This is a genomic window from Streptomyces sp. NPDC037100, from assembly GCF_055606225.1.
In genome coordinates, this window is the sequence record NZ_JBVJSX010000014.1 from 163,665 (window position 1) to 181,604 (window position 17,940).

Below are 17,940 nucleotides of genomic sequence, written 5' to 3' on the forward strand. Positions count from 1 at the left end.
TCTTCTTCATCTTCGGCCAGGAGGGTGGAGTCCGCTTGGGCCGGTCGGCCCCTCGTCGTGCCGCCGAACGGCCGGGCGGCTCTCGGGTAGGGCCGTTCGCCCCCTGCCGCCGGCACCATGAGCCGCGATGTCATGGTGGGGGAGCTGCGCGACGATCGCCGCTTCGGACGGACCGAGGTGATCCATGAACCCCTCCATCCGCAAAGCCCGGCTCGGCCGCCTGGCATCGGCGGCCTCGCTGGAACCCGCCCTTCTGGTCGTCACGACGACGGCGGTGACCGCCGGCGGCATCGCATGGCTCGTCGGTGCCGGCGGTCTCGCCGACCTTCTGTGGGGCCTGGGCACCGTGTCCGCGGTCGTGCCCGCGGTGGGGTGGGTGTGGTCGGCGCTGCGCCGCGGGCATGCCGGCGTGGACGTGATCGCCGTTCTGGCTCTCGGGGGCACCCTGGCCGTCGGCGAGTACCTGGCCGGTGCCCTGATCGGGCTGATGCTCGCCACCGGCCGCACCCTGGAAACAGCCGCCCGGAGGCGCGCCTCCCACGACTTGCGTGCCCTGCTGGAACATGCCCCGCGCTCGGCACGTCGCCGCACGGAGGACGGGGTGCGCTCAGTGCCGCTTTCCGAGATCGCCATCGGCGACCTGCTTGTGGTCGGCCCCGGCGAGGTGGTCCCCGTGGACGGCACCGTGGAGAGCTCTGCCGCCGTCCTCGACGAGTCCGTGCTCACCGGTGAGCCCCTGCACGTCGAGCGGCCCCGAGGCGCCGGAGTGCGCAGCGGCGTCGTGAACGCCGGGGGTGCCTTCGAACTGCGAGCGACCGCGGCCGAGCAGGACAGCACGTACGCCGGGATCGTGCGGCTGGCCCAGCAGGCGGGCGCGGAGAACGCGCCCGTGGTGCGGCTGGCCGACCGCTACGCGGCCTGGTTCCTGCCGCTGTCCCTCGCCGTCGCGGGACTGGCCTGGCTGATCAGTGGCTCCGCGGTCCGGGCGGTCGCGGTCCTGGTCGTCGCCACTCCCTGTCCGCTGCTGCTCGCCGCGCCGGTCGCCATCGTCTCCGGCCTCTCCCGTGCCTCACGCCTGGGAGTGGTCATCAGGGACGGTGGAGCGCTGGAGAATCTCGGCCGGGCCCGCACCCTGCTGCTGGACAAGACCGGCACCCTCACCCGCGGCCGTCCCCGCGTCGTCGACGTCACCGCCGCACCCGGCTGGACACCCTCGGAAGTGCTCCGCCTGGCCGCATCGGTCGACCAGTACTCGCCCCACGTGCTCGCCCGGGCGATCGCAGCCACCGCACGGGAACGCACGCTGGATCTGTCGGTTCCCGCCGACGTCACCGAGGAACCCGGCCGGGGCGCCACCGGAACGGTGGACGGACACCGCGTCGCCATCGGTCGCACCGATTCCGGCGAGGCCCGATCGGCCTGGGCCGGGGCGGTCGACAACCGTGCCCTTCTCGACGGTGCGGCCGTCGCCTGGCTCACCGTCGACGGGAAGCCGGCCGGCGCCGTCCTGCTGCGCGACCCGTTGCGCCATGACGCCCCACGTACCCTGCGCCACCTGCGCTCGGCGGGTATCGACCGGGTGCTGATGCTCACCGGGGACCGTGCCGAGCCCGCCCGCGAGGTCGCCGCCGTCCTGGGCCTGGACGACGTACGCGCCGAGCTCGGCCCGGCGGAGAAGGTCGCCGCTGTGCGTGCCGAGCGGGAGCGTGCGGTCACCGTGATGGTCGGCGACGGCGTGAACGACGCCCCTGCCCTCGCCGCCGCCGATGTCGGCGTGGCCATGGGTGCCCGGGGTTCCACCGCCACCTCCGAAGCGGCCGACATCGTCCTCACCACCGACCGCGTCGACCGTCTGGCCGACGCGGTCTCCATCGCGGTACGCGCCCGGCGCATCGCTGTGCAGAGCGCCCTCGGCGGCATGCTGCTGTCCCTCGCCGCGATGGCCGCAGCGGCGGCCGGGCTGCTCCCGCCGGCCGTCGGCGCGCTTCTCCAGGAGGGCATCGACGCCGCCGTCATCCTCAACGCGCTGCGCGCCCTGCGCATGGACCGGGCCATGCGTCCCGCCCTCACCCCGGACACCGAGGCGCTGATCCACCGCTTCGCCGCCGAACACGACGACCTGCAGGACGTCCTCGAAGCCGTGCGCGCCGCCGCCGACCGGCTGTCCGACGCCCCGGGCCCCCAGGCCCTCGCAACGGTCGAGGAAGCACACCGGCTGCTCACCGAGCGGCTGCTGCCGCACGAGGACGCCGAGGAACACCGGCTCTACCCTGCCCTGGCTCCCGCCCTCGGCGGCCCCGAGGCCACCGCCACCATGAGCCGTGCCCACACGGAGATCGAGCGTCTCTCCCGTCGTGTCGCCACCCATCTGCACCTGGCTCGCGCCGCCGGTGGCCTGGCCCCCGAGCAGCTCGACGACCTCCGCTCCTGCCTCTACGGCCTGAACACCGTGCTGCGCCTGCACTTCACGCAGGAAGAGGAGAGTTACTTCTCCTTGGCGCCGTGAGTGCCGCGGAAGGGCCGTTCGGCACTGGTGCGGCCGTACGCCGGCGCGCAGGGTGGGACCAAGGAGCGGCTCCGATACGGAAGTGATCACCATGGAAGCCAAGCAGTGGACCGTGCAGATCTATATCTCCGAGGAGGGCGACAGCACACATGCGCGTGCCGTACTCACCACACAGGACACGTCGACCGTGACGGGCAGGGGGACGGCCCGGCGCAATCCGATCGACAGGCCTGTGCCGGAGATCGGCGACGAACTCGCCGTCAGCCGAGCTCTGGAGGACCTCGCCATCCGGCTGCACGATGTGGCGGCCGACGACATCGTCATGCTGACGGGGCCGGTACAGGCCTGAGCGCCCGACGGGGCCGGTACAGGCCTGAGCGCCCGACGGGGCCGGTACAGGCCTGAGCGCCTGTACCGGCCCGCGAGTCCGCCGCGCGCGGCGGACTCGCCGACGTCCGCCCCTCAGCCCTCAGCCCTGAGCCCTCAGCCCGGAAGCAGTAGCCGGCTCGTCCCCCCTGGCTCGACCCCGACGGTCCGGTCGGGCAGACGCACGGTGATCGGCTGACGGTCGGAGTGCGGCACGGAGATCTCCAGCAGACCGCTCCGCAGCCACAGCCGCACACCCCAGTGCCCCTGGTACTGCAGCGAGAAGCCGTACGACGACAGCTCCGGCAGCGGCACCGGGTCCAGCCACAGCGCCCCCTCGCGAGTCTCCAGCCCGGTGAGACCCCGCTGGATCAGATCGAGGGTGCCGGCCATCGCACCGAGGTGGATGCCCTCACCCGTGGTGCCGCCCTGCAGGTCGGCCACATCGCCGCGGAGGGCCTCCTGGCAGAACAGCCACGCGTCGGTGCGCCGGGCGCGGGCCAGGATCCAGCCGTGGACGAGACCGCTGAGGGTGGAGCCGTGGCTCGTGCGGGCGAGGTAGTAGTCGACCGTGTGCCGCCAGGTCTCCTCGTCCAGCCGATGACCCAACCGACGGAAGAGGCCCTGCAGTTCGGCGGGTGAGAACAGGTAGCCCAGCATCAGCGCGTCGGCCTGCTTGGACGCCTTGTAGCGGTTGACGGTGTCGCCCTCGGCCTCGAGGATCCGGTCGAGCCGTCGGATGTCGTCGTACCGCTTCGCGTAGCCCTTCCAGTCGAGTTCGGCGAGGTCCCCGTAGCCCTGGAACTGGCTGACGACCCCGTCGTGAAAGGGGACGTGGAGGGTGCGGGAGACCTCTTCCCACCGCTCGAGCTCACCGCCGTCCAGCGCGGCGCGTTCGAGGAGTTCGCGTCGCCGGGGTTCCGGGAGGTCGCGCAGTACCTCCATGGTGCGGGTGAGGACCCAGGCTGCCGTCACGTTCGTGTACGTGTTGTCGTCCAGACCGGGTGCTTGGGAGCCGGGGTAGGCATCGTGATACTCGTCCGGGCCGACCACACCTCTGATCCGGTGCCGGCCCAGTTTCTCGTCCCAGGTGGCCGAGTCGGCCCAGAAGCGCGCGATCTGCATCAGCATCTCGGCGCCCTTGGTGTGCAGGAACTCCGCGTCACCACTGGCCTCGCAGTACTGCCAGACGTTGTAGGCGATCGCCGAGCCGACGTGGTGCTGGAGGTGGGAGTGGTCGGGAAGCCAGCGCCCTGAGCGGGGGTTGAGGTGCATACGCTGGGTCTCCTCGCGGCCGTCGCTGCCGCTCTGCCACGGATACAGTGCGCCGCGGCGGCCGATGCCCCGTGCCGCGGCGCGGGCACGGTCCAGGCGGCGGTGGCGGTAGCGCAGGAGGGCGCGGGAGACCTCGGGGAAGTGCAGGTTGAGGTAGGGCAGGACGAACAATTCGTCCCAGAAGATGTGTCCCCGGTAGGCCTCGCCGTGCAACCCGCGGGCCGGCACTCCCACATCCAGGTCCGCGGTGTGCGGGGAAAGGGTCTGGAGCAGGTGGAACAGGTGCAGCCGCAGGATGGATCCGGGCTCGCCGGGGACCTCGAGTGCGGCCCGACGCCACAGCAGCTTCCAGGCGGTGCGGTGCGACTGCAGGAGCGCCTCGTAACCCGGGGCGGCGCTCACGCGGTCCAGGGCGGTCTGGAGCGGGTCGCTGATGGCCGGGTCGCGCGAGGTGTGCAGGGCGATGGTCTTGTCGACGGTGACGGTACGGCCCGGTTCCAGGGTCAGCTGCAGATGCTGGAGCGCACGGGGGTGCACGTGCGTCTCGACGACCGGTGCGTCGGCGGTCAGCCGGGCCGCCATGCCGATCCGGATGTCCGAGGTGCGGGTGCGGCAGCGCAGCCACACCGTGCCGGGGTTGGCGGTGCCGGTGTGCACGTGGGTCAGGTGTTGCCCCACAAGGCCGCGGTAACGCCGCACCCCGGCGTTGGTGACTCCCCCGTCGAGCGCCGCCTCGACTTCCAGCTCCGTCGTTGCGCCCTCGACGGTGAACTCGGTGTGCAGGGCGGCGAGGTTCGGGTCGCCCATGTGCACGAGACGTCGCTGCCGTACGGACAGCACCCGGTCGTCGTCCAGGCCGTACCGGGTGACGCGGTCCAGCAGTCCCGCGTCCAGGACGAGGGTCTGACGGTGGGCGAGTACCGGCGCGCTGTCCGGTGTGAGCCATTCACCGCCCGCGGGCCGGAAGCGGAGCGGCAACCAGTTGGGCAGGTTGACCATGTCCTCGTTCTCGACATGGCGGTCCGCGACGTCGGAGGTGAGCCGGTTGTAGCAGCCGGCCGCGTAGGTACCCGGGTAGTGCACGTCGTCCGCCGCGCACTCGGGCAGTGCCCCGCGTGTGGCGAAGCGACCGTTGCCCAAGGTGCACAGCGTCTCCCTCAGACGCTGTTGTGCGGGATCGTATCCCTCGTATTCCCAGGTCCAGGCCGTCATGCGACTGCTCCCTTCGCGGCTCCGGGGTCGGTTGCCCGGGAGGAGGGGCCCTGCCGGGCCAGTGTCGCCCAGGCGGACAGCGCCTCGGTTTCCCGCGACACGAGCGCGCGTCGCGGGAAACCGAGGCGTTCATCGGCCCGGTGCGGGCCGTCCGGCGGTCATGTCCGCTGGGGCACGACGGCGACGGGGCAGTACGCGTGGTGCAGGAGGGTGTGGCTCACCCGGCCCAACTGGAGGCCGAAGTGGCCGGTCCGGCGCCGCGCGCCCACGACCACGAGGTCGGCCGCGGCCGAGCGGTTCACCAGCACCTTGCGTGCCGGTCCCTCGACCGCGGCCCGGCGCACCCGCACGGCCGGGTAGTCGGCCATGACGTCGGCCACCAGCTCCTCCACCAGGTCCGAGGCCTGCGCCTCGTGCTCGTACTCGGGAGCCTCAGCCGGTGCCGGGGGGTCGGCGCCTTCGTTCAGCGGGAGGCGCCACGCGCGGACGACGTCGATCTCGCACCCACGGGCCTCGGCCTCACGGAACGCGAAGCGGACGGCCTCGCCGCTCGTGTCGGGATCCCCGGCACCGAGCAGGATCCGACCGTGCGTACCGGCCAGACCCGCCTTGTCGCCCCGGACGACGACGACCGGGCAGTACGCGCGGGCCGCGACAGCGAGGCTGACCGAGCCCAGCAGCGCTCCCTTCAGCTCTCCACGACCGCGCGACCCGGTCACCAGGGCAGACGCGTTGTCTCCCTCGCTCAGGAGGGCGGACACCGCTTCAGCGGCCACCGCCTCGCCCGTCACCTTCAGGTCGGGGCTGAGGCGCCGTACGCGTTCCTCGGCGGATGCCACTATGTGGTCTGCCATCACCCGCTCCGAGGGGCGCTCCCGGCCCAGCGACGGCAACGCGCCTTCATAGCGCTCCCACAGGGAGGCATAGACCAGCCGCAACGGCAGACCATGGCGGACGGCCTCGTCCACCGCCCAGTCGATGGCCAGGATGCTGCCGTCCGATCCGTCGACGCCCACGATCAAGGGCAGTTCCATGATCCCCACCGCCTCTCTCCGGCTGCCATCACGTGCAGCAGGGGGTCTCCTTTACACGGTCCCACTCCGACTCCATCGGGGGCAGGGACGATCGGGCCCCGACCGGGGACGTTCGGCCCCTCTCGGGCAGGGGACCCGTTGCGGTCGGAGACAGGGCCGGTCGCCCCTGTCCTGACGGCCGGAGACACTGCTGCCTTCGCCATGGGTCCGAGCGCCCGTGCATGGATCGACTCCCTCCCCGGTGTCGAGGCCTTCGCCGTCACCTCCGGCGACCGCGCATGGTGGACCGCAGGTTTCCCGGGCGTCGGCGGAGCCTCTTCTTCCGGGACCTGGCCCGGCTGATCGGGGCCGATCGGCCCTGGTGGGCCGGCCTGTCACGTGATGTGCTGAAGATGACGGGAAGGACAAGAGACGCGGAGAAGCGGTTACGGCCGCGCACCGCGCAATCAGGATCCGCGAGAAGCGGATGTCCTTCCCGTTGTTCGTGCGCCGAGCCGCCCCGCGCCCCCGTCGCGACCGCCTCATCGAGGCCGAAGGTCCCCACGGCGGTGCCCGGGCGGCCCGTGGTGTCGCGCCCCTTGGAGGAACAGGCTGACAACAGGGGCCCGAACGGGATGCGGAGGGCGACGATGACGAACAGCCCGACGAACGACGTCCTGGACAGGGACGGGTCGAGTGTCCTGGTCCAGCTCTTGGGCGCGCGGGGCGCACGGTCATCGGCCCCACGGTCCGGGACGGTGCCGTCGTCCTCGACGAGATGGCGTCGGCCGACGACCTGCCCTCCGTACGGGGCACGGAGGTCGAGGTATGGGGCACGGAGGTCGAGGCCGGCCGCTACCGCCTCGTGCCCCGTGCCGACGGTGCCGTGCTTCCGCACCACCACCGAGGAGGTCACCCGGCCTCACCGGCGACCACGCCGAGCGGTGGCTGCGCTGGGACTCCTGCTTCGACGTGGACTTCTCCTACCTCCACGGCGGGCCCGTGCGGTCCTCGGCGCGCAGTCGCTACCGCCAGTGGCTCACCCACCGACTCTCCACCTATTACGAGCAGTTCGGCAGCTCCGGCTGCGTGGGCTGCGGACGCTGCGTCACCTGGTGCCCGGTCGGCACCGACATCACCGAGGAAGCCACGGCGTTGCGCGACGAACTCGCCGATCGTCTGCGGCGCGAGAAGCAGAGGGAGACCGAACGATGACCTCCACCATCACTCTTTCCATGGCGCTCCCGGTCGAGCACCGCGATCGGCTGATGGGCCTCGCTCGCGAGGTCTCCTTCGAAGCCGGGAAACGGCTCTTCGAAGAGGGCCACAAGGCCGACCGGTTCTGGATCATCCGGACCGGAACGGTCCTCCTGGACCTGCATGTACCCGGCCGTCGCGCCGCCGTCATCGAGTCCCTGGGGCACGGCGAGCTGCTCGGCTGGTCCTGGCACTACGCACCGTTCGTGTGGCAGCTGGGTGCCGAGGCGCTCAGTCCCGTACGTGCCTGGGAGTTCGACGCGAGGGCCGTACGAGCCGCATGTGCGCAGGATCCCGAGTTCGGCAGGGCGATCGCGACCTGGGTGGGGCGGGTCGTGGCTCACCGGCTACAGGCCTCGCGGATCCGCCTGCTGGACCTGTACGCGCCCTACGGCAGCGGGAGCCGGGTATGACGAACCTCCCCGTCCCCTACGACCGCATCTGACGCCAAACGGAGGACACCATGCGCATCAGCCCGCACATCGTCAGCGACGTCATGACCCACACCGTCGTGGCGGTGGGCCGTGACGCCTCGTTCAAGGACATCGTCAAGCTCCTGCAGGAGTGGAAGGTGAGCGCCCTTCCCGTGCTGGAGGGTGAGGGCCGGGTGATCGGCGTCGTGTCCGAGGCCGATCTGCTGCTCAAGGAGGAGCTCCGCGACAGCGATCCCGACCGGGCCACGCAGATGCGCCGTCTGTCGGATCTGTCCAAGGCCGGAGGGATGACGGCCGCCGATGTGATGAGCACGCCGGCCGTCACCGTCCATCCCGACGCCACACTCGCCCAGGCGGCCCGCATCATGGCCCAGCGCAACGTCAAGCGACTGCCCGTCGTCAACGACCAGGGGCTCCTCGAAGGCGTGGTCAGCCGCGCCGATCTCCTCAAGGTGTTCCTGCGGACCGACGACGAGATCGCCGAGGAAATCCGTCACGAGATCCTCGTGCCCCTCTTCCCCGCGCCTTTGGAGCCCGTGCAGGTGCACGTCGCCGACGGCGTCGTCACCCTGACCGGGCGCTTGCGCGACACCTCCTTGGTGCCGATCGTCACCCGCCTGGTGCGTTCCGTCGAAGGCGTGGTCGACGTCGACCTGGCCCTGTCCGGCGGAGTACGGGTGAGGGAACCCGGATGAAGTACCTCGACGAGTACCCATAAGGGGTCGGACAGAAGGAAACACAGGGGGTCGGGCAGACGTGTGCGCGGCCGGTGTGACACCGGCCGCGCACACGGTTGTGGTGCGGACGTCCGCCGCTCTCAGACGTGGCGCACCGGGATGGCCCTGGTTCCCGTCTTCTCCTCCGGGACCGGGACCGTGATGGTCAGGACACCGTCCTCGTACTCGGCGGTCGCCTCGTCGCCCCGCGCACCGGCGGGAAGCCGGACGGCTCGGGCGAAGGTGCCGTAGCGGAACTCCGTGCGGTGCTTCTCGGTGGTCTGCTCGGTGCGCTCGGCGCGCAGCGTCAGCAGCCCTTCTTCGACGGTGATCTCGACGTTCTTGTCGGGGTCGACACCGGGAAGTTCGGCCCGCACGACGTACGTGCCGTCCCCGAGGTGTTCCTCGATGCGGATGCCGTGCAGCCCGGGGGCGACGTGCGTCCCGGGGAGCCCCGTCTCCACCCAGCCGAACAGGTCGGGCCAGCCCGGCAGTCGCTCCAGCATGCTGGTCATGTCACCCTCCTTCCTGCGGTTCCAGTCTCAGACCGCCGAGTTCAGGTGACGAGGGCCGAACGGCCTTGGCCCGAAGGGCCGCCCGGCCCGTCGCACGCAGGCCCCTCATGCCCTCGGCTGTGGCGTGGAGGGTCGTCCTTCCTCCTCCTGCGCCAGATCCGGGTCGAGGGCGGGACGGTGCGGGGGGCCGGCGAGCTCGGGGCGTACGTCCACCACTCCCTCGACGGACCGCACAAGACGCACGGCCAGCGGTACTACGGAGGTGTCGGGCACACGGCCGGTGAGCGTGACGACGCCCTCGTTCACCTCGACGCGGACCGAGTCGATTCCGTCGGGCAGCCGGCCGGCCAGTACCTCGTGCCGGATCTCCTGCGCGATGTCGTGATCCGGCCGCAGAAACACCCGCAGCAGATCCGAACGGCTCACGATCCCGCGCAGCACACCGTCGTCGTCGACGACCGGTAGCCGCTTGATCTTGCGCCGGGCCATGAGACGGGCGGCCTGGGCGAGGGTCGCGTCGGGGTGGACGGTGACGGCCGGGAAGGTCATCAGATCGGTTGCGGTGATCGCTCGCGCCTTCTCGAGCCCTTCCGGGGGCCGGGCCCGAGGTCCCCGGTCGGGGGCGCTGTCGCGGAACTCCTCCTTGCGCAGCAGATCTGCCTCGGAGACGACGCCGACCACCCGTTTCCGGGTGTCGACGACGGGCAGTGCGCTGATCCGCTGCCCTTCCACGGTCCGCACGATCTCCTTGAAAGTCGCCCCGGCGGCCAGAGCGACTACGGTGCGGGTCATCACATCGCTCACTGTGTACACAGAGCCGTGCATGACGTCCTCCACGGTCTGGGAAGGTCTCCCGACACTTCCAGGCTCGCCCATACCCCCCGGGACGTCATGGGCCGAACGGTCCGACCCGCTCCCGGCCCCGATGGCCCGACCAGGGCCGGTCGGCCCTTCCTCCGGCGCGCCGGTCCGGGCAGCGTGGAGTACGGGGACAGCCACTGCTGAGTGAGGTCACCATGCAATCCTCTGAACAGATTCCACGGGTGGTCGTGGGCGTGGACGGATCTCCCGCCTCCCATGCCGCGTTGCGGTGGGCGGTCCATCACGCACGGATGGTCGGCGGCACCGTGGAGGCGATCTATGTCTGGGACACGCCGTCCGCCCGGGGCTGGAGCGGACCGGCCGTCGACCCGGCCTTCGATCTGGAGCAGGCGCGGGAGCGGTTCGCGCAGGAGGTGCGCGCCGTCTTTCCGGGCGGGCAACCGCCACGGTTGCAAGAACACCTTGTCCAGGGCGACCCGTCCGAGGCGCTGATCCAGGCCTCCGAAGGGGCCGAACTTCTCGTCGTGGGCCATAGGGGTATCGGCGGCTTCGCCCGAGCGATGCTGGGGTCCGTCAGCCAGCGATGTGCCCAGCACGCGGCATGCCCGGTGGTCGTGGTCCATCAGGAGAACGATCCCGCCCGCTGATCGTGGGCCCCATGGTCCCCTTCACTGGAAGGCCGCGTGGATCTCCTCCTCGCCGGCACTGTGCGAGACGAGCAGGAGTTCGTCGCCGGGCTGCAGCACCGTCCGGGGAGTGGGCGCTGTGGGGTCGCCGTTCCGGACGATGGTCGCCACAAGGGTGCCCTCGGGCAGTTCGACGGCGCCGAGCGGACGGCCGGCGGCCTTCGACCCGCCGTGATGGCGGTCTCGATGATCCCGACGCCGGCGCTGCTCAGTCGCAGCAGGGCCACGGTGTCCGCTGCCCCGGTGGCCTCCTCGATATCGGTGATTCTGTGGCCCTGCTGAGGGCGGAGCATCTTCACGGCGGGAGGAGGTGAGACCTCCGGCGGATGGTCATCCCTCGCTCGCCTCCGTCTCCCGGACCGCCTCGCCATCGGTGGCGCACCGGATTTCCAGCTCCACCTCCGGGGCCTGGGCCAGCGTGTTCGTCACGGTGCAGTGGGAGACCACCGCGCGCAGCGCCGCCTCCCGCCGCGAGGGGAGGGCCGGGGCCATGACGGTCAGCGAGACGGCTGCGACTCGGGGCGGCCGGTCGGCGGCCATGCTGTACTCCGCATGGACCGACAGGCCCTCCCGGCTCACGCCGTGCCGGTCGAGGTAACGGCCCGCGTAGTGCGCCGCGCAGGAGGCCACCGCCGCGACGAAGAGCTCCACCGGGGTGGGTGCGGTGTCCTTGCCTCCGTCGGAGAGTGGCTGGTCGACCGTCAGCACGTGCCCGCGCACTCGTATCTCGTAGGCGTCACCGGCGATCGGCACCACTTCGACCGCTCCTGGCCGGCCCGCCGGTTCCGGATCCACCGCGGCGGCCTGGAACAGCAACAGTCCGGCCAGGCGCCGGGCCTCCTCGGCCGTGAGCGACGCCCACAGTTCCCCCTCGTCATGGGGTGCGAAGGAGGCGTCCAGGACGACGCGTCCCATCGGAGCCGGCAGACCCTGCGGGGCGAAGCGGGTGACGTTGATCGTGCGGCCACAACGCGTTCTCATCTTCATCACGACCTCCCTGTCGGCCGGTTTCGCCGCGACGGCCGGGTCCTTCCCAGTGCATCGCCGTCGGGCGGAGCTGTCCGGGGCCGGACAGTCCCCGCCGTGTCCCTGGGGTCCTCCGATCGCGCGTGTGCTCAGGCGTCGTCGGCCGTGATGCGGCGCCCGGTCAGACGATCGATGCCGATCGACACCCAGAGAGTGCGCCGGCCTCCGGCCCAGGGCTTCGTGTGCGCCCGCTCCTCGAGGATGGCGATCGCGTCGGAGTCCGTGACGGCCCGGGCCCGGCCGACCGCCAGGACGCTCCAGCCCTGGCTCAGCGCATCGTCGACGTGGTCGACCTCGAAGGCCACCTCGTTCCCCACCGCGGCGGCCGGGGAGGCCCCGGGTGCGGTACGGAAAGCGATGGCGTCGTCGACCACTTCATAGTTGACGGGGAAGACGGCAGGCCCCCGTGGTGTGGTCAGTGAGACCCGCCCCACGCCGTGTGTCGAGAGCAGCGCGCGGCACTCCTGCTCACCAAGGTCCCGCAGGTGGGGGTGGTAGGGCGCCTTTCCCTGGCCCGGGGGCCGCTCCTGGTAACCGCCCCGGAGTTCCAGGAGCGTGGTCCCCAGTGCGTCGGCCACGCGCAGGAGCGTGGCCAGGCTCGGGTCGGATGTGTGCGTCTCCAGGTAGGCGAGGTACTCCGGTGACATGCGGGCGCGGCGGGCGGTCTCCTGGAGGCTCAGTCCTTGCCGCAGCCGGGCCGCGGCCACGCGTCGGCCGATGTCACCCGGCTGAGGGGAGACACCCGTGTCGCCTGCCGGTGGCGGTCCGCTCGATGCGGGCTCCTCCAGTCCTCCTTCGTGAATGTGGGCGTCCGGCCCCGGAAAGACCAGCGTGACATCGCCCGTGTCCGACCACCGGACGTCGTACGGCGGTGTCCCGTCCTCGTGATGGAGGCCGACGATCTCTCCGTCGCGCCGGACGACGCCGGTGGACGGACTTTCGACGATCAGCCGGTCGCCAAGGTGGGCGTGCATGACCGTGCCCTCTCCGTCGATGGCTTTGTCTCCAGCATCACGCGGAGACGAGACCTGCACCAACGGACCAAAGGTCCCGACGGACCGGGACGAACAGACCCCCTGCTCTGCACCAAGGCCCCAAGCGCAGGACCACGGCCTCCGGTCAGGCTGAAGGTGCGAAGACATGCGGACGACCGCCAGGTCGGCGTGCGCGCCGCAGTCGGTCGCGGGACCGGAGGGAGGAGCGTCATGCAGCACCGCACCGTCGGAGACCTCATGACCCACGGCGTCGTCCTGGCGCGACAGGACACGCCTTTCAAGAGCATCGTCAAGCTGCTGTCCGAGAACGAGGTGACGGCCCTGCCCGTGGTCGACGACATCGGCCACCCGGTCGGAGTGGTGTCGGAAGCCGACCTGCTCCGCACGGTCGCGGCACGGCCCGACCCCACCGGCCTGGCGCGGTCGCCGAACCCGTCGAACGGGGCTCGGGTCGCGAACGACGGCACCACGGCCGAGCAGCTGATGAGCGCTCCCGCGGTCTGCGCACGTCCGGAGTGGACGGTCGTCGAAGCCGCGCGTCTGATGGACACCGAGGGCGTCAAACGGCTGCCCGTGGTGGACGAGGCGGAGACGCTGGTCGGCATCGTCAGCCGTGGTGATCTCCTGCGTGTCTTCCTGCGCCGGGACGACGCGCTGCGCGACGAGATCGCCGGTGACGTCCTCGTGCGGACTCTGGGCTTTGCCCCCTCCGACGTGGCCGTGGACGTGCGCGACGGTCGTGTGACCCTCAGAGGCCGGGTGGAGACGGAGCAGATCATCCCCGTCATCGAGCGGCTGTGCCGTGGCGTCGACGGCGTGGTGTCCGTGCACTCGGCTCTGCACCGCCGCTTGGACGACACTGCCGGCTGACGCCCTGCCCGGTGCCCCGGCGACGCCCCCGACGCACCCGGTCCGAGCGGCATCAGCTCCCCCTTACGACATGGTGGGGGTGACCGTCGGCCAAGTCATCGCGACCGTGCGCCGGACCGAGGCTGACGGCCCGTCGCACACCGGCAGAACCCAAGGTGACGCCGGTGCGAAGGCCGGAGGTTTCCGTGTGGATGGACCAGGAGGGGCCCATCGCACAGGCCCCGCGCCCCGGTACTGAGACCCATCCGGCTGTCATCACGCCCGCGACGCCCAGCCATGCCGTCGCGTTGCGCATGTGAGCAGCATGGAACAGTGGCTGCGCGGTGCCTGCCGTCCACGGAAGCCACTCGCCGACCGGGCTCACATCACGTACAGCGGGTCGTCGGCGCCGCGGGGAACGTGAGCGTGTGGCCCCGCCAAGGGCAGGCCCGGACGCCATCGAAGGCGGGGGCGTCCGGCGCGAAAGCCCTACCCGGACCGTCCGTCCCGGCACCCGACCGCGGAGCGCGCTCCGCCGGGGTCGATTCCCACGGCCCTGCCGAGCGGGAACCGACCCCGGCGGTCGCGCACCGCGTCAGCGGGTCACGGCAGCGGCGGGTAGGCGTTCTGCATCAGCTGCCTGAACTGGGCGGAGAACCAGTGTCCGGCCAGTGGCGCGTTCGGCAGCGCACCCGTGGGGTTGTTGCCGTTGCGGGGGTTACCGCCGTACGTCGGGTCGCACATCCGGTCGAAGCCCTTGCCCTCGTCGTTGGGGATGGCGGCGCTGTTGCCGTCCGACTCCCCCGGCGGCTTGACCCACACGTAGGCGTCGATGCCGGCGGCCGGAGCCACGGTCGGCCGTTCGCCGAGCCCGGCGCCGCTCTGGTTGCACCAGTTGCCGGCGTGGATGCGCCGGTCGATGCGGCTGCCGTCGACGTAGGCATCCACGGTGGTCTGCGGTCCGGGACCGGTGGGCCGGGCGGAGCCGCCCCAGCCGTTGCGGGAGGTGTCGATCAGCATGCCCAGGCCGGAGTCGAATCCCGCCGCGACGAGCTTGTCGCGCAGCCCCTGGGCGAAGGACTGCTCGTCCACGTACTGGTTCCAGTCCACCCACTTCGACTGGCGCACGGTCTGACCGTTCACCGTGTCGGTGACCTTGAGGTGCGGCTCCTTGGCGGGGCTGTAGTTCGCGGTGTTGACGATGAAGCCCGCCACGTCGTTCACGCTCGCGCCGTTCGTCGTCGCGACCTTGGCGAACTCCTGCACCGCGGGGCCGAGGTTGCTGTCCCAGCCGAGCCAGCCGTGGTGGCCGGCGTCGATGTAGTTGTACACGTTCGGGATGGCGCCCAGTGTGTCCAGGGCGTAGGAGACGCCCTTCTCGTAGTTGCCGTTGGCCTTCATGGTCACGCAGGCGTCGGTGGTGGTGGGGGTGCCGCCCGCGTTGGTGACCAGGTTGGGCAGCGAGTCGGGCTCGATGACCGTGGCGATCCGCAGGCCCGCGTACTTGGACTCGGACAGGATGGCGGCGATGGGGTCGATGTACTGGGACTTGTACTTGTCGAGGTCGTTCTGCCCGAGTTCGCCGTTGGAGGCGAGAGCGGCGCAGTCACGGCCGGGCAGGTCATAGATGACCAGCTGGACGACGAGGTCGCCGGTGCCCTTCTGCTTCAGGGCCTCGTCGAGGTGGGCGCGCAGGCCCATGCCGCCGTTGACGCCCTTGATGGCGACGATGCGGTCGAGCCAGACGGCGGTGGGCTGGTTGGCGATCCTGCTGCCGCCCGGTTCGGCGGCGGCCTTGGCGGACCACTCGGGGTTCACGTACACCTTGGCGCCGGTGTAGGGGTTGTTGACCTTGCCGGAGGGGGTGCCGGGGTCGGTCGGTCCCGGGTCGGTGGGGCCGCCGCCGTCGACGTTGCAGGCGACGCCGTCAAGCGTGAACGTGGCGGGTACGGCGTTGGCGCCGCTGTAGGAGCCGTTGAAGCCGAAGCTGACCGAACCACCGCTCGCCAGAGTGCCGTTGTAGTTCTCGTTGGCGGCTGTGACATCGGCACCGCTCTGGCTCACCTTCGCGCTCCAGGCGTTGGTGACCTTCTGGTTGCCGGCGTATGACCACTTCACCGACCAACCCGACTTGGCGGCCGCGTTGTTGGTGATGGTCACGGCAGCGGTGAAGCCGGTGTCCCACTGGCTCTGCACCTTGTAGTCGACGGTGCAGGGGATGGCCGAGGTGGCAGCGCCTGCCTGACCGACGAGGAGCGCCGTCCCCGTCGTCCCGGCGACCAGCGCCAGGGCAGCGAGCAGCGATGTCCTGGTGTAACTCATGAGTGCGGGCTTCCTTCTCTCGATGGGCCTTGCGGATGGAGGGCGCGCGGGTCGCGCTGCCCGACGCTCTACGTGGTGGCTGTGCCGTCACAGGCCGAGTTCAGGTACCGGCTTGTCGCGTTCAGGTACCGACTTGAGGAGCAGCCCCGCGCGTTCGAGGTCGGGCCGAGACAGGAGGACTCGCGGTCCTCGAACCGCTTCACGCCCCGGTCGACGAAAGGGGGCGGCCCTTCGCCGCCGCATCGCCGCGGTGCTTCTTCGAGCAGGTACACGGCCGGCCGGTATCGGACCGCCGACGCCCCGTCGGACGGAGCATGGACCGCGCCCGGTATCGGCTTGCGGCAGCCGGCGCGCACTCCCTGGCCGACCGCTCCGCCCGTGCGCCGACCGCGGTCTCCGTACGGTTCGAGCGGGACTTCTTGCCGGGCGTCTTCAGGGCCATCGATCGGCTCATTGCCCTGGGAACCGCTGTGCCACTGGCTGGTGACGGTGTCTCCCACCATGCACGCGGCCGTGGCTCCCCTGTCCGAGAACACGGGCAGGACCGCGCTCGGAACGAGCGCGACCGGACTGTCACTGACTAAAAGTACTGAATGCGGGGGGTGTCGCATGAGCGAGTCCTTACAGCTTGGCGCGCCGCTACGGACGCGTCGAGTGATGGAACCGCTCCCACTGGTGAGGAGGAAGCTAGCGCCAACCGGCCCGGTTTCATAGGGTCCTTGCGAAACTTTCGCCGCCACCAGCCCAGTTAGAACTGTGAACTCTCGACATCTTGACCAAGCGCGTCTCCATCTCCACGATGGGAGCGCTCCCACTGGATTCAGGCCTTGGCATCTCTCCGTGAGTCACGTGACGCAAGGAGGAACAGCACATGGATCCCGGACGCAAGCGCAGAACCGTACGGCGGTTATGGACCGCCGTCGGCGTCGCGTTCGCCCTTCCCCTGTCGATGCTCGCCACCGGCACGACCACCGCGAACGCGGCATCCGTGCAGTGCAGTGTCGACTACAAGACCAATGACTGGGGCTCCGGCTTCACCGCCGACCTCACCCTCACCAACCGTGGCACGGCCGCGATCGACGGCTGGACCCTGACGTACGGCTACTCGGGCAACCAAAAGCTCGCGAACGGGTGGAACGGCACCTGGTCCCAGGCCGGTCAGGCCATCACCGTCAAGAACGCCTCGTACAACGGCACCATCGCCCCGGGCGGCGCCGTTTCCACGGGAGCACAGTTCAGCTACAGCGGCAGCAACACCGCGCCGACCGACTTCGCTGTCAACGGCACCCGTTGCGTCGGCGCCCATCAGCCGCCGATCACCGTGCTGACCAGCCCGGCCGCCGGCGCCGTGTACTCACGGGGAGACGCCGTGCCGCTCGCGGCGACCGCGGCGGCCGCGGACGACGCGACGATCAGCAAGGTGGAGTTCTACGACGACACCACGCTGCTGGGCACGGACACGAGCGCGCCCTACACGCACTCCGCCTCCGGTTTGACCGTGGGCAGTCATTCTCTGCTGGCGAAGGCGTACGACAGCCAGGGTGCGTCGGCGGAGTCCACGCCGGTCGGCATCACGGTCGCCGCGGGTCCCGCGGTGGTGGCTTCGACCACCCAACTCGCCGTCCAGCAGGGCAAGACGGCGACGTACGACGTCAAACTCTCGACCCAGCCGTCGACCGAGGTGACCGTGACGACCGCCCGGACCGGCGGCAACACGGGGCTGTCCGTGACCGGCGGGGCGTCGCTCACCTTCACACCGTCGAACTGGAACACCGCGCAGAAGGTGACCGTCACGGCGGACTCCTCCGGCACGGGGGCGGCGACCTTCGAGTCGACGGCCGGCGGACACGGCAAGGCATCGGTGACCGTCACCCAGCTGGCGGCGTCGAAGGTGTACGACGCCCGGTTCCTGGAGCTCTACGGGAAGATCACCAACCCGGCGAACG

General features: G+C 70.8%; 15 protein-coding genes and 1 pseudogene. 8 read left to right on the plus strand and 8 right to left on the minus strand.

The window, feature by feature from the left end:
- Nucleotides 1–184: 184 nt before the first annotated feature.
- The gene (locus tag ACZ7EG_RS35170) at nucleotides 185–2,506 is read left to right on the plus strand and encodes a heavy metal translocating P-type ATPase (RefSeq protein WP_471088134.1); all 2,322 of its coding nucleotides are present in this window, start codon (nucleotides 185–187) and stop codon (nucleotides 2,504–2,506) included.
- 91 nt (nucleotides 2,507–2,597) lie between these two features.
- The gene (locus ACZ7EG_RS35175) at nucleotides 2,598–2,855 is read left to right on the plus strand and encodes a DUF1876 domain-containing protein (RefSeq protein WP_471088168.1); all 258 of its coding nucleotides are present in this window, start codon (nucleotides 2,598–2,600) and stop codon (nucleotides 2,853–2,855) included.
- Between the two features lie 134 nt (nucleotides 2,856–2,989).
- On the opposite strand, the gene ACZ7EG_RS35180 is transcribed toward ACZ7EG_RS35175, so the two are convergent.
- Together ACZ7EG_RS35180 and ACZ7EG_RS35185 are read right to left on the minus strand one after the other, a co-directional pair.
- Complete coding sequence (locus ACZ7EG_RS35180) at nucleotides 2,990–5,359, minus strand: glycoside hydrolase family 65 protein (RefSeq protein ID WP_471088136.1); 2,370 nt, start codon at nucleotides 5,357–5,359, stop codon at nucleotides 2,990–2,992.
- 158 nt (nucleotides 5,360–5,517) lie between these two features.
- Nucleotides 5,518–6,393: a universal stress protein gene (locus tag ACZ7EG_RS35185; protein ID WP_471088138.1), complete on the minus strand. Its 876-nt coding sequence runs from the start codon at nucleotides 6,391–6,393 to the stop codon at nucleotides 5,518–5,520.
- 866 nt (nucleotides 6,394–7,259) lie between these two features.
- Between ACZ7EG_RS35185 and ACZ7EG_RS35190 the strand changes: the two are divergent.
- From ACZ7EG_RS35190 to ACZ7EG_RS35200, 3 genes and pseudogenes are all read left to right on the plus strand, one after another.
- Nucleotides 7,260–7,587, plus strand: a pseudogene (locus ACZ7EG_RS35190) (4Fe-4S dicluster domain-containing protein); the annotation flags it as partial.
- Nucleotides 7,584–8,042, plus strand: coding sequence for a Crp/Fnr family transcriptional regulator (locus ACZ7EG_RS35195; protein WP_471088140.1), 459 nt, complete (start codon nucleotides 7,584–7,586; stop codon nucleotides 8,040–8,042). The pseudogene ACZ7EG_RS35190 and the gene ACZ7EG_RS35195, both read left to right, overlap by 4 nt.
- Nucleotides 8,043–8,092: 50 nt before the next feature.
- Nucleotides 8,093–8,758 (plus strand): CBS domain-containing protein, encoded by a 666-nt coding sequence (locus ACZ7EG_RS35200; RefSeq protein ID WP_471088142.1) that lies wholly within the window; start codon nucleotides 8,093–8,095, stop codon nucleotides 8,756–8,758.
- Nucleotides 8,759–8,880: 122 nt separating this feature from the next.
- On the opposite strand, the gene ACZ7EG_RS35205 is transcribed toward ACZ7EG_RS35200, so the two are convergent.
- Both ACZ7EG_RS35205 and ACZ7EG_RS35210 read right to left on the minus strand, forming a co-directional pair.
- Nucleotides 8,881–9,294: an Hsp20/alpha crystallin family protein gene (locus ACZ7EG_RS35205; protein ID WP_471088144.1), complete on the minus strand. Its 414-nt coding sequence runs from the start codon at nucleotides 9,292–9,294 to the stop codon at nucleotides 8,881–8,883.
- A 105-nt stretch (nucleotides 9,295–9,399) separates the two neighbouring features.
- A complete protein-coding gene (locus ACZ7EG_RS35210; RefSeq protein ID WP_471088146.1) occupies nucleotides 9,400–10,119 on the minus strand; it encodes a CBS domain-containing protein in 720 nt (239 codons plus the stop codon).
- Between the two features lie 191 nt (nucleotides 10,120–10,310).
- Between ACZ7EG_RS35210 and ACZ7EG_RS35215 the strand changes: the two genes are divergently transcribed.
- The gene (locus ACZ7EG_RS35215; protein ID WP_471088148.1) at nucleotides 10,311–10,763 is read left to right on the plus strand and encodes a universal stress protein; all 453 of its coding nucleotides are present in this window, start codon (nucleotides 10,311–10,313) and stop codon (nucleotides 10,761–10,763) included.
- A 21-nt stretch (nucleotides 10,764–10,784) separates the two neighbouring features.
- On the opposite strand, the gene ACZ7EG_RS35220 is transcribed toward ACZ7EG_RS35215, so the two are convergent.
- From ACZ7EG_RS35220 to ACZ7EG_RS35230, 3 genes are all read right to left on the minus strand, one after another.
- Nucleotides 10,785–10,913 carry a TrkA C-terminal domain-containing protein gene (locus ACZ7EG_RS35220; RefSeq protein ID WP_471088150.1) on the minus strand — a complete coding sequence of 43 codons (129 nt, stop codon included), beginning with the start codon at nucleotides 10,911–10,913 and terminating at the stop codon, nucleotides 10,785–10,787.
- 219 nt (nucleotides 10,914–11,132) lie between these two features.
- Nucleotides 11,133–11,789: an OsmC family protein gene (locus tag ACZ7EG_RS35225; protein WP_471088152.1), complete on the minus strand. Its 657-nt coding sequence runs from the start codon at nucleotides 11,787–11,789 to the stop codon at nucleotides 11,133–11,135.
- 128 nt (nucleotides 11,790–11,917) lie between these two features.
- Nucleotides 11,918–12,802: a pyridoxamine 5'-phosphate oxidase family protein gene (locus ACZ7EG_RS35230; protein ID WP_471088154.1), complete on the minus strand. Its 885-nt coding sequence runs from the start codon at nucleotides 12,800–12,802 to the stop codon at nucleotides 11,918–11,920.
- Between the two features lie 231 nt (nucleotides 12,803–13,033).
- Between ACZ7EG_RS35230 and ACZ7EG_RS35235 the strand changes: the two genes are divergently transcribed.
- Nucleotides 13,034–13,693, plus strand: coding sequence for a CBS domain-containing protein (locus ACZ7EG_RS35235; RefSeq protein ID WP_471088156.1), 660 nt, complete (start codon nucleotides 13,034–13,036; stop codon nucleotides 13,691–13,693).
- Between the two features lie 582 nt (nucleotides 13,694–14,275).
- Here the strand turns inward: ACZ7EG_RS35235 and ACZ7EG_RS35240 are convergent.
- Entirely contained in the window at nucleotides 14,276–15,994 is a 1,719-nt protein-coding gene (locus ACZ7EG_RS35240) for a glycoside hydrolase family 6 protein (protein ID WP_471088158.1), read from the minus strand.
- 871 nt (nucleotides 15,995–16,865) lie between these two features.
- Between ACZ7EG_RS35240 and ACZ7EG_RS35245 the strand changes: the two genes are divergently transcribed.
- The coding region (locus ACZ7EG_RS35245) for a cellulose binding domain-containing protein (protein ID WP_471088160.1) at nucleotides 16,866–17,940 on the plus strand (1,075 nt) is incomplete at its 3' end.

Excerpts from the sequence above, each read along its gene's own strand:
- ACZ7EG_RS35170 (WP_471088134.1), top strand. The coding sequence starts at position 185 with ATGAACCCCTCCATCCGCAAAGCCCGGCTCGGCCGCCTGGCATCGGCG.
- ACZ7EG_RS35175 (WP_471088168.1), top strand. The coding sequence starts at position 2,598 with ATGGAAGCCAAGCAGTGGACCGTGCAGATCTATATCTCCGAGGAGGGC.
- ACZ7EG_RS35180 (WP_471088136.1), bottom strand. The coding sequence starts at position 5,359 with ATGACGGCCTGGACCTGGGAATACGAGGGATACGATCCCGCACAACAG.
- ACZ7EG_RS35185 (WP_471088138.1), bottom strand. The coding sequence starts at position 6,393 with ATGGAACTGCCCTTGATCGTGGGCGTCGACGGATCGGACGGCAGCATC.
- ACZ7EG_RS35195 (WP_471088140.1), top strand. The coding sequence starts at position 7,584 with ATGACCTCCACCATCACTCTTTCCATGGCGCTCCCGGTCGAGCACCGC.
- ACZ7EG_RS35200 (WP_471088142.1), top strand. The coding sequence starts at position 8,093 with ATGCGCATCAGCCCGCACATCGTCAGCGACGTCATGACCCACACCGTC.
- ACZ7EG_RS35205 (WP_471088144.1), bottom strand. The coding sequence starts at position 9,294 with ATGACCAGCATGCTGGAGCGACTGCCGGGCTGGCCCGACCTGTTCGGC.
- ACZ7EG_RS35210 (WP_471088146.1), bottom strand. The coding sequence starts at position 10,119 with ATGCACGGCTCTGTGTACACAGTGAGCGATGTGATGACCCGCACCGTA.
- ACZ7EG_RS35215 (WP_471088148.1), top strand. The coding sequence starts at position 10,311 with ATGCAATCCTCTGAACAGATTCCACGGGTGGTCGTGGGCGTGGACGGA.
- ACZ7EG_RS35225 (WP_471088152.1), bottom strand. The coding sequence starts at position 11,789 with ATGAAGATGAGAACGCGTTGTGGCCGCACGATCAACGTCACCCGCTTC.
- ACZ7EG_RS35230 (WP_471088154.1), bottom strand. The coding sequence starts at position 12,802 with ATGCACGCCCACCTTGGCGACCGGCTGATCGTCGAAAGTCCGTCCACC.
- ACZ7EG_RS35235 (WP_471088156.1), top strand. The coding sequence starts at position 13,034 with ATGCAGCACCGCACCGTCGGAGACCTCATGACCCACGGCGTCGTCCTG.
- ACZ7EG_RS35240 (WP_471088158.1), bottom strand. The coding sequence starts at position 15,994 with ATGAGTTACACCAGGACATCGCTGCTCGCTGCCCTGGCGCTGGTCGCC.